The 17286-nt window shown below is 45.5% G+C and carries 15 protein-coding genes; 11 read left to right on the plus strand and 4 right to left on the minus strand.

What is annotated here, in order from left to right:
- The first annotated feature begins 402 nt into the window (after positions 1-402).
- The 10 genes from KCTCHS21_RS05505 to trxB all read left to right on the plus strand — a co-directional run bounded on the left by KCTCHS21_RS05505 (position 403) and on the right by trxB (position 13580).
- The gene (locus tag KCTCHS21_RS05505; RefSeq protein ID WP_130605704.1) at positions 403-2097 is read left to right on the plus strand and encodes a CocE/NonD family hydrolase; all 1695 of its coding nucleotides are present in this window, start codon (positions 403-405) and stop codon (positions 2095-2097) included.
- Between the two features lie 17 nt (positions 2098-2114).
- Positions 2115-3623, plus strand: coding sequence for an extracellular solute-binding protein (locus KCTCHS21_RS05510; protein WP_232058093.1), 1509 nt, complete (start codon positions 2115-2117; stop codon positions 3621-3623).
- A gap of 136 nt (positions 3624-3759) precedes the next feature.
- Positions 3760-3942, plus strand: a complete 183-nt coding sequence (locus tag KCTCHS21_RS05515) for a hypothetical protein (protein ID WP_130605706.1) — start codon at positions 3760-3762, stop codon at positions 3940-3942.
- Between the two features lie 155 nt (positions 3943-4097).
- Complete coding sequence (locus tag KCTCHS21_RS31070) at positions 4098-4304, plus strand: hypothetical protein (RefSeq protein WP_162309278.1); 207 nt, start codon at positions 4098-4100, stop codon at positions 4302-4304.
- Between the two features lie 401 nt (positions 4305-4705).
- Complete coding sequence (locus KCTCHS21_RS05525) at positions 4706-7417, plus strand: glycosyl hydrolase family 28-related protein (protein ID WP_232058094.1); 2712 nt, start codon at positions 4706-4708, stop codon at positions 7415-7417.
- 229 nt (positions 7418-7646) lie between these two features.
- Entirely contained in the window at positions 7647-8618 is a 972-nt protein-coding gene (locus KCTCHS21_RS05530) for an ABC transporter permease (protein ID WP_130605712.1), read from the plus strand.
- A 33-nt stretch (positions 8619-8651) separates the two neighbouring features.
- A complete protein-coding gene (locus tag KCTCHS21_RS05535) occupies positions 8652-9536 on the plus strand; it encodes a carbohydrate ABC transporter permease (protein WP_130605713.1) in 885 nt (294 codons plus the stop codon).
- Between the two features lie 52 nt (positions 9537-9588).
- Positions 9589-11169: an extracellular solute-binding protein gene (locus tag KCTCHS21_RS05540; protein WP_130605716.1), complete on the plus strand. Its 1581-nt coding sequence runs from the start codon at positions 9589-9591 to the stop codon at positions 11167-11169.
- Between the two features lie 128 nt (positions 11170-11297).
- On the plus strand, positions 11298-12521 hold the full coding sequence (locus KCTCHS21_RS05545; protein WP_130605718.1) for an enolase C-terminal domain-like protein: 1224 nt from the start codon (positions 11298-11300) through the stop codon (positions 12519-12521).
- Positions 12522-12647: 126 nt separating this feature from the next.
- Positions 12648-13580 carry a thioredoxin-disulfide reductase gene (trxB, locus tag KCTCHS21_RS05550; RefSeq protein WP_130605720.1) on the plus strand — a complete coding sequence of 311 codons (933 nt, stop codon included), beginning with the start codon at positions 12648-12650 and terminating at the stop codon, positions 13578-13580.
- Between the two features lie 563 nt (positions 13581-14143).
- Here the strand turns inward: trxB and KCTCHS21_RS30815 are convergent.
- From KCTCHS21_RS30815 to KCTCHS21_RS05565, 4 genes are all read right to left on the minus strand, one after another.
- Positions 14144-14302 (minus strand): hypothetical protein, encoded by a 159-nt coding sequence (locus KCTCHS21_RS30815; protein ID WP_157993957.1) that lies wholly within the window; start codon positions 14300-14302, stop codon positions 14144-14146.
- Positions 14303-14358: 56 nt separating this feature from the next.
- Positions 14359-14916 carry a peroxiredoxin gene (locus KCTCHS21_RS05555; protein WP_130605722.1) on the minus strand — a complete coding sequence of 186 codons (558 nt, stop codon included), beginning with the start codon at positions 14914-14916 and terminating at the stop codon, positions 14359-14361.
- A 131-nt stretch (positions 14917-15047) separates the two neighbouring features.
- On the minus strand, positions 15048-15809 hold the full coding sequence (locus KCTCHS21_RS05560; RefSeq protein ID WP_130605723.1) for a winged helix-turn-helix transcriptional regulator: 762 nt from the start codon (positions 15807-15809) through the stop codon (positions 15048-15050).
- Positions 15779-16183: a Fur family transcriptional regulator gene (locus KCTCHS21_RS05565; RefSeq protein ID WP_130605725.1), complete on the minus strand. Its 405-nt coding sequence runs from the start codon at positions 16181-16183 to the stop codon at positions 15779-15781. Before KCTCHS21_RS05565 ends, KCTCHS21_RS05560 begins: the two co-directional genes overlap by 31 nt.
- A 127-nt stretch (positions 16184-16310) precedes the next feature.
- On the opposite strand from KCTCHS21_RS05565, the gene corA reads away from it, so the two are divergent.
- Positions 16311-17264, plus strand: coding sequence for a magnesium/cobalt transporter CorA (corA, locus tag KCTCHS21_RS05570; protein ID WP_130605727.1), 954 nt, complete (start codon positions 16311-16313; stop codon positions 17262-17264).
- Positions 17265-17286: the final 22 nt, after the last annotated feature.

Below are 17286 nucleotides of genomic sequence, written 5' to 3' on the forward strand. Positions count from 1 at the left end.
CCTGCGGCAGCGCGCATGCAAGGGGTAAATGTGTGTCTTAGCTTAACGAACCGTATTGTGCTTATTACCGATAAATGGACTACTTATTTATTCTTACGAACTCCAGTGGCGCTATTGAGGAAAATATAGGAGGAAAGGCGCTACTTTACTGGATATAAGTTGTCTGGAGTTCGTTAAAATATAAAACCATTAGATTTTGATCAAATAAGAGTTACTGAGTTCGTAAGCCAAATAGCCTTCGACATAAACGCTGAACGCCGTGAAAGGACGGCGTCAGTCGTTTATGCTTAAACAACGTATAAGATTTGAATTTCTTATACTCATCTAATAGCTCGATACAAACGTATACTGCCGTCCCAAGGACTGCGAAGCCATTTTACTTGGTAGAAAGGGGATTCCGAGTTGTCGAGAGAAACATCAGTTGGCCCAATGCCGGAGCCAGGCTACTCCCACGGGGAATACAAGAAGGAATTTGTTGAAATGAGCGACGGTATCCGATTAGTGACTCATGTATGGCTGCCCTCTGGAAAAGGCCCGTGGCCGACCATTCTTGTCCGGAATCCTTATGTGGATGGAGAAGATGTTCGTGATCCATCCCTATTGCAGTTCGTTGAGCATGGTTACGCAATAGTACTACAGGAATGCAGGGGAAGAGGGAGGTCTGAAGGAGTCTGGCACCCCTATATAAACGAGCGGCAGGATGGGCTTGATACGTTGCAGTGGCTTATTGTTCAGCAGTGGCAAAATGGAAATATCGGACTATACGGGGGCTCCTATCTTTCTTTTAACCAATGGATACTTGCTGATGTGCTACCTAAAGAAGTCAAGACGATGTATATAAGCGTGATGGGTACTGATGTCAATCGATTTGCTTATATGAATGGGATGTTCAGGCATGACATCTATACTTCTTGGCTGCTATCGAACTCAGGGGTTGATTGGGCAGGCAGAGATTTAAACGAGGTTGCCAGACAGGCTTATCGGATACGTCCCCCGATGCAGATGGATAGGCAGCTTATGGGTGTTGAAGCTTCTTGGTACCGAAATATCCTTGCCAACCCTGGGTCGGGCGATGATCTTTGGAATGATGCTGAGCCTTGGTGTCTAATGAAACAATTGCCCTCCCAAGTGAATATTCCGATTTGTATGGTCGGAGGGTGGTTCGATATAGCATTGGATACAATGTTTGAAGCATACTTCGGGCTACGTCAGGAAATTCGAGCTATTAGCCGTTTCGTCGTTGGTCCTTGGGTTCATTCTCTAGCACCTTATGGGGATTTAGATTATCCAGGGGGTTGGGTGGACGGACCAAATGGGGGCACTAAGGCCGTACTGGAATGGTTTAATTATACATTGAAGGGACAGTCCTACACAGAAGCGTTAGGTGTCGTTCATGCTTATGAGATTGGAGAGAATAAGTGGAAGACGTGGGGCCAGTGGCCGCCATCTAAGGAAACATTGACGTTTCATCTGAATGACCACCTGAGCTTAGGGCTCAAGCCCGTGGAGCAGGACTCAAAGCTATCTTACCTCTATGATCCTGATCATCCGGTAGAAACGGTAGGAGGAAGCGGTCTTCTGTCCGTATACGGGGATTCTGAATATTTGCCTAAAGCGGCTAGTGTGAAGCAACATGAGCCCTGCTACCGGGAGGACGTAATATCATTTCTGTCCGAACCTCTGGAACAGGATATGCCTATTGCAGGACAAATCAAGGCAGTTCTGCACGTAAGCTCTTCGGCTGAGGATACCGCATTCACCGTTAAGCTTATCGAGGTATTTCCAAATGGGGTAGCTTATAATATTGCAGACGGAATTACTAGTCTCGCCTACCGCAATGGGGCGGAGAAGGAAATGGTCTATTCGCCGCAGCAAAGAGAGAGATTAACAATCGAGCTCTGGGCAATATCATGGCGAATGAAGCAAGGGTCGAGAATTAGGCTGGATGTTTCCTCGTCTAATTCCCCGGCTTATCATGCTCATCCTAATCTTCCAGGTAACTGGGCGAAGCAGAAAGATGTAATAATTGCAAACCAAACCTTATATTGGGGAGGGGAATTCGATTCTCATATTGAATTTCCTATATATACGATTTAATAAAGGGAGAAGCGCACATGCCGATAGTGCAGATCCGTATACGTCTCATCGTCATAGCTGTTCTCTTGATGGTAGGACTACCTCTTGCAGCTTGTAGCAAGCAGGGTGGTCAAGCCACAGATCTTTCAAGTACAGTGGTTACGCTAAAGTTTTATTTTGGTGGGGAGAAGAAAGCAGCTACTGACGAGGTTTGGAATAGGGTGAGCGAATACGTCCAATCGAAAGGGCTTGGCGTGAGGTTTGATGTGCGTTTTATCTCATTTACAGATTATAAGGAGAAAATGCTTACTAAGGCCGCTGCAGGAGACAAATGGGACATGAACTTCGATTCAGATTGGCAGTCTTATAAGGAAATGGCCTCAAGAGGCTCCTATTTGCCGTTAAACGATCTTCTACCCCAATATGCGCCCAATCTATTTCACAAATATGAAAAGCTCGGAACACTGGAAGCAGCGACCATGAATGGAGAAATTGTAGGTCTTCCATGGACGTTGAAAATGAACGAGCGCCCTTTCGTAGGCTGGCGTGCTGATCTTGCCGAAAGTGTAGGAATTTATCGTGAGCCTAACACCGTTCGAACAATAGAGGATCTCGACGTTCTCCTCCATGAGCTTAAGGATGCCTTTCCTAGCTTTAAGCTTTCTCGAATTCCACCGCTTGCGTTATATATTACTCGTGAAGAGTGGGTCGATCTTGCTTTTCATGGGCTTGGCTTTTATTTGAGTGACCCTAAGATGACTGTAAGGGCAATTGAGCAGCAGCCCTTTTACCTAGAATCCGCTCTTATGAGCAAAAAATGGAATGATTATAAAATTTTGAATAGGGACGCTGCAATTGATATTGAAAATGGTGCAGACCAATGGAGAGACGGAAATATGCTCTTCACGATTACGTCTCATGAATGGGCGAACGCGAGCACAGGGTTCGTAGACCCATCGTTTCGGCAGCAAATGTCGCTCATTTATCCCAACAAGAAGTATGTCAATCGGACAGCGCTTGCTAACGTCTTAGCTATTAATCGTAATTCCGAGAATCCAGAGCTTGTTCTGAGATTTCTAGATATGATGGAAACAGATAAAGTACTGTACGATCTCGTGCAATATGGAATTGAGGGAAAGACATATGTACTCCATGGAGAAGCGGCTGATTACCCCGAGGGAATGCAATATTTCACTAGTAATTATATGGAGTGGGATAGCCGATGGGCATTCTGGAAGCCTCAGTATATGCGACCTACCCCTACGTATCCCGGAGATTTCTGGGTGAAGGAGGCTGAGTTTGCCGATTTGCCTATGAACATCAATTCTCCCGTGGATGGTCTTCTGATTTCAGACGACAGAATTAAGAATGAAGTGGCTAAAAGAGACCGTGGAGCAAACGAAATCGGAAAGCCGATTGAATACGGCAAAGTTAATAACGTAGAGATGGAGGTTCAGCACTACGTAGATACACAAAAAACTAACGGACTAGATAAGATTATCTTGGAAGTACAAAGACAAGTTAATGATTACCTTTGGAATAAATAATAGATAATAGATTGTAGTAGAGAATGAAGCCGCCCGGTCTGGGCGGCTTTTTCTGTTGCATGGTTAGCAGCACGTGGGAGCGGGAGGCGCTATGATGCTCGAGAAAATCGAGTAACGGGGCAGTGAAGGGGCAGGATTGGCTGGAGATGTACGAATATTTCGAGCAACGCGGTTGTGGGGCGCGATTGGCAGGAGATGTACGAATATTTCGAGCAACAAGGTTGTGAAAGACACGATTTGCTGGAGATATACGAATATTTCGAGTAACGGGGTTGCGAAAGGGCAGGAATGGAGTGAGATGTACGATATTTTCGAGTAATTGGGTTGCGAAGGTGCACGACTGGCTGGAGATGTACGAATATTTCGAGTAACGGGGTTGTGAAAGGGCAGGAATGGAGAGAGATGTACGATATTTTCGAGCAACAAGGTCTGGAGAGGGCACGATTAGAGTGAGATATACGAATATTTCGAGCAATGGGGTTGCGAAGGGGCACGAATGGAGAGAGATGTACGAATATTTCGAGCAACGGGGTTGTGAAGGGCGCGAATGGAGAGAGATGTACGATATTTTCGAGTAATTGGGTTGTGAAGGGCGCGATTGGCAGGAGATGTACGAATATTTCGAGTAACGGGGTTGTGAAGAGGCGGGAATGGAGGGAGAAGTACGAATATTTCGGGTAACGGGGTTGCGAAGGGGCGGGATTGGCTGGGGATGTACGAATATTTCGAGTAACTAGGCGGTAGTGCGGCAATTGTCTTCCTCCTAACAAGCCAATTCTAGCCCGCAAAGTTTAAGTTTGACTCATGGCGGGGGTGGGGAAGCCCAAATAAGATTAAAGGCAGAGTAGTTAAACAATAGATACCAAGCACGAAGCACCAGACGAAGCACCAGACGAAGCACCAAACGAAGCACAAACAAAACACAAACGAAACACCAGACCAACCACCAAATCAAGCACGAGACCAAGCACTAGACCAAGCACGAGACCAAGCACGGAGCACCAAGGAACCAACCAACAAAACGCCAAAACAACAAAGGAAGATGGATGATGGGTACGAGCAAGATGTGGAGGAGCAGGCGAATGCTAATTGCATATTGCGCTGTCGTTATATTGGTCATTGCCGTGTTTATCGCGATTCAGGCATCCAAAGATAGCCGCAATAAAGAGGCTGGACAAGACCCAGAGATATCTGCCCCCGTTGTCAAAGAAACAGAAGCAACAGAGGATAGCGAGCCCAGTCCCGTACGAGCGGTTTGGATAAACCCGGAAACACAGAAAAAAGTAATCAAAACGCAATTTCCATCGGAGGATATCGTCATTGCTGATTTTAACGTTGCGGACTTTGGAGCAGCAGCCGACGGAAAGACGGATGATACCGGAGCCTTGCAGAGAGCGCTAATCGCAGCAGGTAAGAACGGCGGTGGAGTCGTATTCGTGCCTGCTGGAAGATACAAAATTATGGGGACACTGCTTGTCCCAACGGGGGTTACATTAAGAGGAGACAGGAGTAATACATGGTCGGGTGGTGCGGTCGAAGGAACGATTTTAGAGGCGTATTCCGGCAGAGGAGAGGAAAAGGGAGAAAGCTTTATCTCACTGAAACAAGCGAGCGGGATAACGAATTTATCCATCTGGTATCCAGAGCAACGATTAGAGGATCCCTATGCTTACCCTTGGACTATTGCTCAGCTATCAGGTGACAGCGCGACAATCGAGAAGGTAACACTAGTTAACTCTTATAACGGCATTAAAATTGGACCTGACTGGAACGAGCTACATTACGTCAAACAGCTGTCCGGAACAACGCTGAAAACAGGAATTTTTCTGGATTTTACGACGGATATCGGTCGACTTGAAGGCATTCAGCTATCTCCTGAGTTTTGGGCAAATTCAGGGCTACCGGGCGCACCTGTACCGGAGGCACTGTTCGAATACATGACAGCACATGCAGAAGGTATCGTTATGGGACGCTCGGATTGGGAGTATATGTCTGACATTCGCATCTCAGGCTTCAAAACGGGCATGAGAGTTACGACAAGAACAGGCTCAACCGACACAGCCAATGCGCAATTTTATCGCGTCGACATCGACAATTGCAATGTTGCGTTGAAGATTGAAGGCGTGAATGATTACGGTTTATTGATTTCAGATAGCAGCTTCAAGGCCAATGCTGGAAAATCTCCAGTCGCGATTTACGCAACAGAAGGCTTTCGAGCTATTGTGCAATTTAATAAGGTAACGGTTGGAGGCCTGCCACTTAATGCCGTCTTGAACGAAGGCAGCGGAGTATTGTCTTTCGAAAATAGTCTTATTGGCGGCTGGGATGAATCGATTGGGCACGGAATTGTAGCTAAGGCGGGCTCACTTATTTTAGGAGAGACGAAGTTCTCGCAGCCCAAGGGGCATTTATTGCTTGAAGAAGCCGTAGCATCGGTCAATGCGCTTAACTCGGGCTTCGACAATAAGCTCGATATAGAAAATCATAGTCTCAAGGCAGAAGTAAAGGTTCTTCAGGATAGTCAGGTTCAGCTGAAGAAGCTCCCACAGGCTGTGAAGCTAGATATTGCCATGCAGCCTAAACCGACGACTGCGCTCCTGTTTGATGTGACCGCATCCCCCTATGACGCAGATAGGACCGGACAGAAAGACGTATCTGCTGCTATAAAGATGGCGTTGGAAGATGCCGGAGCTTCAGGTGGAGGAACTGTTTATTTACCTGCGGGAACATACAGAATTCAACAATCACTTACAGTGCCTAGCGGAGTAGAGCTAAGAGGCTCATGGGACGTACCTCATCATACGATTGGCGGGGGAACCGTCATTTTTACGAACCATGGGGAAAATGATGCTCAAGCAAGTCCATTCATTTCTTTAGCAAAGAGTGCGGGAATTCGAGGGCTGAACATTTATTACGACGGGCAAAATTGGGATGCAATTAAGCCTTATTCTTGGACCATTCAGGGACTAGGGCATGACGTATATGTCATCGACACGACTCTTCCAGACTCCTATCAAGGCATTGATTTCGGAACCTATGATACTAGTGGCCATTACATTGACTACGTTGCTGGCTCCCCGCTTAAAGAAGGTATTTACGTGGGTGGCGGCGCGGTCGGTGGGATTATTCGTAACGTACAATTCAACCCGCATTACTCAGCAAGAAGCACCTATCCTAATCGTCCGATGGACAATGAGTTTGACAAGGTGTGGGGCTATCAGAAGGAAAATCTGGACGCTTTCCGTGTTGAGAATGTAAGAGAGCAGATTATTTTTAATACGTTTGTCTATGGCTCCCTATATGGCATCCATTTTGCTAGTCAGGACGGCAATGGGCCTGAAGCGATTGTCATCGGGCATGGTACTGATGGAAGCAAGAAGGGTGTTTATTTGGAGGCGGCAGGACCCAAAGGATTGACCTTTATTAATACAGAGCTCGTCTCTATGAGTTCTACGGATAAGGTGTACGTGACCATAGGAGAACAGTTTAAATCAGAGGTTACCTTTTTCAACACCTCGATGTGGGGCGATCCTTCTCGCAGTATCGATGTGAAATCCGGGAAATTTACGATGCAGCAAGGGAATTTTACTGTTGTTGGCTTCCGGGGAATTAACTCGAGCGGGGGCGAGGTGTACCTGTATAATTCCTATTTTCAACAATCTGGAAGGACACACGTTTATGCTGGGGAAAAAATCGAACGTATGGTCGTCACTAATAATCTTTACAGAGGTGGAATGGGTTACGACGACGATGCACCTGCGGGTTCGGTTTCGGGAAGCGATATATCGCCATAGTTCGACTATCAGAAAGTATAAATTTCTATGTCTATATACTCATCTGATAGCTCGATACAAACGTGTATAGCCGTCCTAATGACGGCAAAGCCGTTTTACTTGGATGATCTATTCCTCTTAAACATTGAGAGGGACAATTATCGCCAGCAAAGTTTAAGTTTGACTCATAGAAAGCTTTTGGAAGCGCATTTATGATTAAAGCATCCCTACAAGAGAGAGGTAAAAGGCTATGAAAATCGTCACGGGAGCTGAACGTACGTCGACATCAGTAGGTCTGAAGAGTAAAGGGGTCTTACGCGAGCTTGTCCGAAATCGAGCCCTTTTGCTTATGTTTCTGCCAGCCGCGACTCTCTTGTTTCTCTTTAATTATTTACCGCTTGCAGGCCTTGTGATTGCTTTCAAAAATTTCGACTTTAGCAAAGGAATTTTCGGAAGCGATTGGGCACAGCCCTTCTTTAACAATTTTGATTACTTAATTTCCTCTGAGACAGCTTACCGAGCGGTGCGGAACACGATACTTCTAAATGCTTTATTCATCGCAGCTGGATTGGTGTTTGAGGTTGGACTTGCGTTATTGCTCAATGAAATTAGAAACAAGTATTTTAAGCGAATCACGCAATCATTAACCTTCCTGCCCTTCTTCATCTCTTGGATAGTCGTCGGTGTCTTCGCCTACAACCTGATGAATTTCGAGAGTGGAGCCATTAACCGAATTATACAATCTCTTGGATTCGACCCAGTTGATTTCTACAGTGAAGCAGGATTATGGCCCTTCATCTTAACGCTCGCCGTTCGTTGGAAGGTGACCGGATACGGAACAATCATTTACTTGGCAGCTCTCACGAGCGTTGATAATTCTTATTACGAGGCAGCTTCAATAGATGGAGCCACCAGATGGCAACAAACGCGTTACATTAGTTTACCGATGCTGAAGCCAACAATCATGATTTTAACGTTGCTAGCAGTAGGACGTATCATGAACGCAGATTTCGGAATGTTCTACGCAATGATTGGGGATGCGGCACTCTTGTTTCCGACAACGGATGTTATTGATACCTTCGTTTATCGAAGCCTTCGCAAGTCGGGAGATATTGGTATGGCTTCTGCAGCAGGATTCGTTCAATCGACAGTCGCGTTCGTTCTCGTTCTCGTAAGCAACTATATTGCTCGTAGGACAGATAAAGATTCCGCCATTTTCTAACCTGATCCCATTCGGAATTGGAGGTAAAACGCTATGCTCCGCAAGAGATATTCAGTCGGCCAAATCTGTATTGTAGCACTCATCTCCTTGTTCAGCTTAGCCTGTCTCCTACCCTTTATTATGGTAGTTTCAGGCTCCGTGAGCTCGGAGAAGGACATCGTGAATTATGGTTACTCACTTTTACCTAGGCATATCAGCTTTGATTCGTACCGCATTCTTATACTAGGCTCCCATAGAATTGTTGATGCCTACATCATTAGCATTATTGTTACAGTCGTTGGAACTGTTCTCTCCTTGTTCGTTACAAGCATGGCCGCATACGCGATGGCAAGACGTTCGTTCCGATTTCGCAATGCGCTTTCCATCTACGCTATCATCACGCTGTTGTTTAACGGTGGCTTGGTTCCATGGTACATCATCTGCGTGAGGTACCTGGAGCTGAAGGATACGATGTGGGCTATGATCCTGCCTCCGTTAGCCAATGCCTTCAATATGTTTTTAATGCGTAATTTCATTATGGCTATGCCGGAGGATTTGCATGAATCAGCGAAAATGGACGGAGCGGGAGAGTTTAGAATTTATGCACAGCTCATCGTTCCGCTTGCGAAGCCAGTGCTAGCAACGATTGGTTTGTTTATTTCCTTGAGCTATTGGAACGATTGGTTCCTAGGGCTGATGTTCGTAGATAAGCAAGAGCTACAGCCGCTGCAGCTTTTACTGAGAACGTTAATTTCTAACGTCGAGTTTCTAAGAAGCTCCAGCAATGCGATGGACATTCAACGCATAGCGTCTCAGCTACCATCGGAATCGATCAAGATGGCGTTAACGGTCGTTACGATCGGTCCAATCATTTTCCTATACCCTTTTCTTCAGCGATATTTCGTTAAAGGTCTGATGGTAGGAGCAGTTAAAGGATGACAATGCCAGCTTCGGCTGTATTGTATACAACAAACGAAAGGGAGAGGTTTGGATGTTAAAAGGATATACAAAGCTGCCTATCATCGCGATCGTTATTTTACTTCTAATGCTTTCATTGGCAGCATGCAACGGAGGCAAAAACAACAAAGCTGAGCCGAGTAAAGAGCCTCCAAGCGGAAGCGTGGCTTCTCCATCCGCATCCCCGTCGGAAGAGCCTTCGAAGGAAAAGGAAGAGGAAGAGGTCACACTCAAATTCTACTTTGGCGGTGACAAGAAAGCAGCGACTGATGAAGTATGGGGGAAGGTCAGCGATTATCTGAAAGCTAAGGGTCTTAACGTTAAATTTAACGTTAACTTTATCCCATTCGGCGATTTCAAAGACAAAATGCTTGTCATGGCCGCATCTGGAGATAAGTGGGATCTGAATTTTGATGGAGACTGGCTGTCCTATAAGCAAATGGCTGCTAAAGGTTCTTATATGGCCCTTAACGATCTGTTGCCTAAGTACGCGCCGAATCTCAATAAGAAATACCAGGAGCAAGGAACGCTGGAAGCAGCAACAATTAATGGGCAAATCGTCGGTCTTCCATGGACGATGAAAATGAACCAACGTAACTTCGCAGGCTGGCGCGTTGATTTGGCCGAGAAGGCGGGCATTACACGTGCTCCGGATTCAATTAAAACAATTGAAGACGTAGATGCTCTACTTCATGAGCTGAAGGCAAAATACCCGAATGAAAAGTTGTCCCGTACGCCTTCCCAAGCTATCTATATGGCTCGTGAAGAGTGGGTCGACCTCGCTTTCCACAATATGGGCTTTTATTTGAATGACCCAGCTATTAAAATTCAAGCGTTAGAGCAACAGCCATTCTACTTGGAAGCAGCGAAGATGACTAAGAAATGGTATGACGACAGAATTCTTAATCGGGATGCCATGATAGATAAGGAAAATGGCGCGGATCAATGGAGAAACGGCAAGACGCTGTTCACCATGACCTCGCATGAATGGGCTTTCGCAGATCCGGGCTTCGCTGATCCATCTTACAAGCACCAGATGTCCTTGCTGTATCCAGACAAGAGATATGTTAATAGAACGGCACTCGCGAACGTGCTTGCCATTAACCGTAACTCGGAGCACCCTGACCGTGTCTTGCGCTTCTTGGATATGATGGAGACAGATAAAGTGCTGTACGATCTCGTCCAATACGGTATTGAAGGCAAAACCTATGTTCTTAAAGGCGATGTAGCTGAATATCCAGAAGGCATGCAATTTACGACCTCTAACTATATGGAGTGGGGCGGTCAATGGGCATTCTGGAAGCCACAATTCATGCGTCCTAACCAAACTTATCCTAAGGATTTCTGGGTGAAGGAAGCAGAATTTGCTAGCATACCGGTCAATGTCAATTCACCTGTCGACGGTCTATTTATCGCAGAGGATAATGTCAAAAACGAGATCGCCAAGCGCGATACAGCTTATGAGGAGTTCGGTAAACCAATCGAATTTGGCGTAGTGAAAAATGTCGAAAGCTCTGTAAACGACTATATTGCGAAGCAGAAGGCTCTAGGTCTCGATAAGATCATCGCCGATGCCCAGAAGCAAATTGACGCTTACCTTGCTGCAAAGAAATAAACAAATCATACATCAAGAAAAGCCGTCCTTTCTCGAGAGGCCGGCTTTTCTTTTTCACAGAAACCTGCAATATGACGCTGATCCAGCGAAATTTAAAGATGCATCATTAAGAAGGAGAATACACGACGATGGCTATCATAACTGGGGTTAAGTGCATTCGTACAAGACATGACGGTAGCTGGACAATTGTGAAGGTAACGACGGATCAGGATGGATTGTACGGAGTGGGATCGGCTTCGGATATGTATTACCCGGATGCGGTCGTTCAAGTGATCGAGCAAATACTGGCGCCGGTTATTATTGGTAGAGACGCTGCCCAGGTCGAGGATCTCTGGAATACGATGAGCTTAAGCGGCTATTGGCGCAACGGAGCCATTGTACAGACGGCGATAGGCGGAATTGACATGGCGCTTTGGGATATTAAAGGTAAAGAGGCAGGTATGCCCGTCTACCAGTTGCTTGGAGGCGCTAGTCGGTCTGCCGTTGCCTGCTACGGACATGCTGGAGGACGGGATATCGTCGAGCTGAAAGAAGATGTCCATCGGTTTACCGAGGAAGGATATACCGTTGTTAGATGCCAGCTTGGAGGGTATGGAGGAGGAGGTTTCCTCACAGGCAAGAAAATGAATGTTCCCGACAACGCATGGCAGACGGATAAAATATTCGATGAGCACTTCTATTTAGATGCTATTCCTAAGATGTTCGAGCAGCTGCGAATGACCTTCGGACCCGAGGTGCAATTTACCCATGATGTTCATGAGCATATATCGCCGATCATCGCAATCCAGCTTGCGAAGCGGTTGGAGCCTTATGGTTTGTTCTATCTAGAAGACGTCCTTCCGCCAGAGCAAATAGGCTGGTACCGTCAACTCAGACAGCAAAGCTCGACTCCCCAAGCTGTCGGAGAGTTATTCGTAAACCCACAGGAATGGATTGAGCTAGTGAAGGAACGACTAATTGATTTCATTCGTGTACGCGTTTCAAAGGCTGGGGGAATTAGTGCATGCCGTAAAATTGCCACGTTATGTGAAGCTTTCGGAGTACGAACAGCTTGGCAGGAAGGTGGGGAGAATGACCCCGTTAATCAGGCTGCCGCTGTTCATCTGGACATGGCAGTGTGGAACTTTGGCATTCAGGAAATTAATCATTTCCGTCCGGAAGAGCGGGACATCTTCCCAGGCATCATTGAACGTAGGGGAGGATATCTCTATACGAATGATAAGCCTGGGCTTGGTATTGATATAGATGAGTTAAAAGCCTCGGAGCTACTAGAAGACGGCTGGAAACGAACATCGTACCATAGGCCATATTCCTTAGATCGTAAAGCAGATGGAACACTTATTCGTCCGTAGTGAGAAGCTTCCATATTTCTCTTCATGAAACCTTCATCTAACATTCATCATACCTTCATGCAGCTTTTGGGCATGGATGGTATGATTTTTTTATAGTAGCAATATAAAGATAGGAAGTGAATGATCATGAGCACACACAAAACAATTATTATTGGAACGGGACCTGCAGGATTAACGGCAGCTATTTACTTGGCACGTGCCAACTTGAATCCTCTCGTTATCGAGGGGCCAGAGCCAGGTGGTCAATTAACGACTACGACCGAGGTGGAGAACTTTCCGGGATTTCCGGATGGCATTATGGGACCTGAGCTAATGGCTAATATGCGTAAGCAGGCCGAGCGTTTCGGAGCGGAATTTCGTTCTGGCTGGGTCAACAAAGTAGACACGTCGAAGCGTCCGTTTACTTTAACCGTTGAAGGCTTGGGTGAGCTGACGGCAGAAACGTTAATTATATCTACAGGCGCATCGGCTAAATATTTAGGAATTACGGGAGAAAAGGAAAACATCGGACGTGGAGTGAGTACCTGTGCAACATGCGATGGTTTCTTCTTCCGCAACAAGAAAATTATCGTCGTTGGCGGCGGAGATTCCGCGATGGAAGAAGCCCATTTCTTAACTCGATTTGCATCTGAGGTTGTACTGGTTAACCGTCGTAGCGAGCTTCGTGCATCGAAGATTATGCAGGATCGCGCTCGCAACAATCCTAAAATCAGTTGGAATCTAAATCGTACTCCACTTGAAGTCGTAAGCGGTCCGCTCGGAGTAACAGGGTTGAAGGTTACTAATAACGAAACGGGGCTGGAGGAGACAATTGCGACAGATGGTCTATTCGTAGCGATAGGACACACACCGAATACTCGGTTTTTGGACGGGCAATTAGACACTGACGAAACGGGTTATCTGCTCGTTAAACCAGGGACAACAGAAACTAATATTCCAGGCATATTCGCTTGTGGAGACGTTCAGGATCATAAATACCGTCAAGCCATTAGTGCTGCGGGTACGGGATGTATGGCCGCGCTCGATTGTGAAAGGTATTTGGAAGAAGTAGCTCATTAATAATGATCGTGTAAAGGAAAGAGTTGTTATTCCGAGGGTTGAAATCAAACCTTGGAATAACAACTCTTTTATTAAGTTATTCAGGAATGGATAAGTTTCATTATATCCATTTCTGAATAACCTCCGACATAAACAGCTTTCGCTATCCAAAAGACAGCGAAAGCTGTTTATACTTATCCTAAAACTAACCAAGCCCAGCTCATCGTCGCAAAATGCAACGATGACGATCCGAAAGCTAACCGAGCCCATCTCATCGTCGCAAAATGCAACGATGACGATCCGAAAGCTAACCGAGCCCATCTCATCGTCGCAAAATGCAACGATGACGAGCCGAAAACAAACCATGCCTATCTCATCGTCGCAAAACGCGACGATAATGATCCGAAAACAAAACAAGCCCGTCTTATCGTCGCAAAATGCAACGATGACGAGGCGAAAGCTAACCAAGCCCAGCTCATCGTCGCAAAATGCAACGATGACGAGGCGAAAGCTAACCAAGCCCAGCTCATCGTCGCAAAATGCAACGATGACGAGCCGAAAGCTAACCAAGCCTATCTCACAGCCTAGTGGTCAGGCTCAGCTGTTATTTCACATGCTTGTTCTGCAGCGGCTTGAAACTCCTCATCATTGTCAGAAGCCAGCTTATCGCCATATTGGCTAAGCTGGCTTGGGCTGCTTGAAGGTCCATCATTATCAGGCTTACTGTTCCGTCCGGTCATCATAACACCCCCTGAGGTATATGATGACCCAAACAGATCTTCTCATTCATCGTTAATCGTTAGCCTAGAGTCTTATCTCCTTTTTTCCAGCCGATTGGGCACATTCCACCGGATTGCAGAGCTTCCAGAATACGAATAGTCTCTTCTACGCTACGGCCAACGTTCATGTCGGTAACGACCTGATAACGGATGATGCCTTCTGGATCAATAATGAACAATCCACGGTGCGCTGATCCTGTTTTCTCATCTAGCACGCCGTAAGTTCTTGCTGTTTCCTTCGTGAAATCTGAAACCATAGGATAGCGAATGGTACCAATACCGCCTTGATCGCGAGGAGTATTCATCCAAGCCCGATGAGTGTAGACACTATCTACTGAAGCTCCGATAATATCGCATTTTAGATCTCGGAATGTGCCGACAGATTCGTTAAAAGCAATGATTTCCGTAGGACACACGGTAGTAAAATCATAGGGCCAGAAGAAGAACATAACCCAACGTCCTCGATAATCCTCTAGTCTTATATTTTCAGATAACGTGTCCAAGTTTTTGGTGGATGGAAGATCAAACAGAGGGGCTAATTCTCCAATTTTAGCAATTTTCGTGATGTTTTCTGACATGAATGAATCACTCCTAAATTTTTTATAATTAAACTAAATCTAAATTTAGTTATAAAAAAATCATACCCCAATGCGACTTACGCTGCATGAAGGTATGATTAAGGTTTCATGAAGATCTAATGAACCTGAAGTTATTGGTCAGCTAAGCGGTATCCTGCACCTCTTACTGTAGCGATATACCGAGGATCCTTGGGATCGTCATTAAGCTTACTTCTAAGACTGCGGATATGCACGTCGACTGCATTACTGCCCCCAAAATATTGCTCACCCCACACCTCGTTCATTAATTCCTGTCGGGTCATCACTCGGCCGTTGGCTGCAATAATAATTCTTAGTAGATCATATTCCGTTTTCGTTAGATCGACTTTAGTCCCATTATGAGTGACGGTCATACGACCAGTGTCTAGAACGAGCTCTTTGAACGTATGGTGGCTTGAATCTTCAGAGGAAATAGCGGGAACGCTAATGCTCAAGGAAATTTGCTGGATTTTGGCTATGAGCTCCTCTATTGGACATGGCCACTTCACCCACTCCTCTCCTAGGGGAGGGACCGACTCTATTTCATGCACTAATGCCAGAACCGGAGAAGAACCGTTACCAGACCAAGCATTCGTGACATTACTAGGAGACTCAACAGTACGATCAATGACAATGATATTACCTTGAACCATGCTTAGAAGTGGGTCATCGGCATGGTGTAGCAGCAGAACGTCGTAACATTTCTCAGCAAGCTCTGCAACAAGTGCTCTTAAGGACGCGGGCCGAGGGCTGACGATCAGAATTCGGTTCGTAATTTCACAGAAGCCCTGTTCATTGAGAGCAACGGGTGACGCCATACTATTATTAATAATATCGGTTTCGTTTAATGAGCGGATTTCTTCGCGTTCCTGCATCCTTCGCACACTCCTTTGAACAAGTACTGTTCCTCTGTGATCTCATAGCCGGTCTGCTTGGCGATAGATTGAAGCCATTCAGAAGGTGTTTCTATGAAAACCTCATCAACTTTACCGCATGTGGTACAAACAATATGGTGATGATCTTCCGTTCTCGCATCATAACGGCTTGCATCTCCTTCAAGCTTAAGCTCTTGAATAAGACCTTCCTCCGTTAAATATTTCAGTGTATTGTATACTGTCGCATAGGCGAAATTGTGCCCGCCTGCTTTCAGCTTCTCGATAATATCAGATGCAGTCGGGTGATCTTGGGCCGCAGTAAGAAGATCATATATCGTTTTACGCTGTACGGTCATCGCTCCTGCTTTTCTCATGGCGATCATCCTTTTTAATTTAGAATTAGTTTAAGTTTAATCCAGTGAGAGCAAGGTGTCAAACAAATACAGCATGTTGCCATCATCCTCTAATTCGGAGCATAATGAATAATAGAGGTGATTAGGCTTGCTTCGAATAATGGCGGTAACAGATAATCAGGAATTGCTGGAGGATGTCCCTCTCCAAAGCTTGATGAATGACAATATCAAATGGTTTTGGGTAGATTTTGACTGTCCGACAGAAACAGAAATTTTGCTGCTGGATAGCTTTTTCAATTTTCATCCCCTAGCTATCGAGGATTGCATGCATTTTCTTCAACGACCGAAGGTAGACCACTATGAGGAAACGCATTTTTTCGTCCTTCATTCTCTTCATCCGGGTACTTTAAAAGCGGAAGAGGTGGACTTCTTTCTCGGTCCCCGTGGAATCGTAACCTTTCATCTAGCGCCCTCTCAGGAAGTAGAAGAGGTATGGCGTAAAATTCATGACCCCCTTGTCGCTTCGGGGAAGGATCATAATCATGTAGCTTATTTAATTTTGGACAAGCTTGTCGATAACTATTTTCCAACCCTCTACTTAATAGAAGACCAATTGAACGAGCTTGAGGTACAAGAGGAAAATAATGCAGATATACAGGTTATGACAGAGCAAGTATATGACATTCGCGCCAGCTTGCTTAGAATACGTCGTACGGTTTTTCCTATGCGGGATTTGCTATATCGAATAATCAACTCCGACAAAATTGTTGCTGTTAAGGGGCAGTTGGTGTATTTTACAGACATCTATGACCATCTTCTGAAGCTTACGGAAATGATTGAATCGAATCGAGAAATGACCGCTGATTTAAGGGATAGCTATGACTCCTTGCGTTCAAATCGAATGAATTCCATAATGAAAACTTTAACAGTAATGACGACAATTTTTATGCCTCTTACCTTCATTGCCGGTGTATATGGAATGAATTTTATTAATATGCCTGAGCTGAACTGGCATGCAGGCTATTATATTGTTATTGGAATCATGCTCTGTCTTGGTTTGGGCATGTATTTGTGGTTTAAGAAAAAAGGCTGGTTCGACTAAGAAATAAGCTTCGTCTAATAAG

It is taken from the genome of Cohnella abietis (genome assembly GCF_004295585.1).
GTDB classification, from domain to species: domain Bacteria; phylum Bacillota; class Bacilli; order Paenibacillales; family Paenibacillaceae; genus Cohnella; species Cohnella abietis.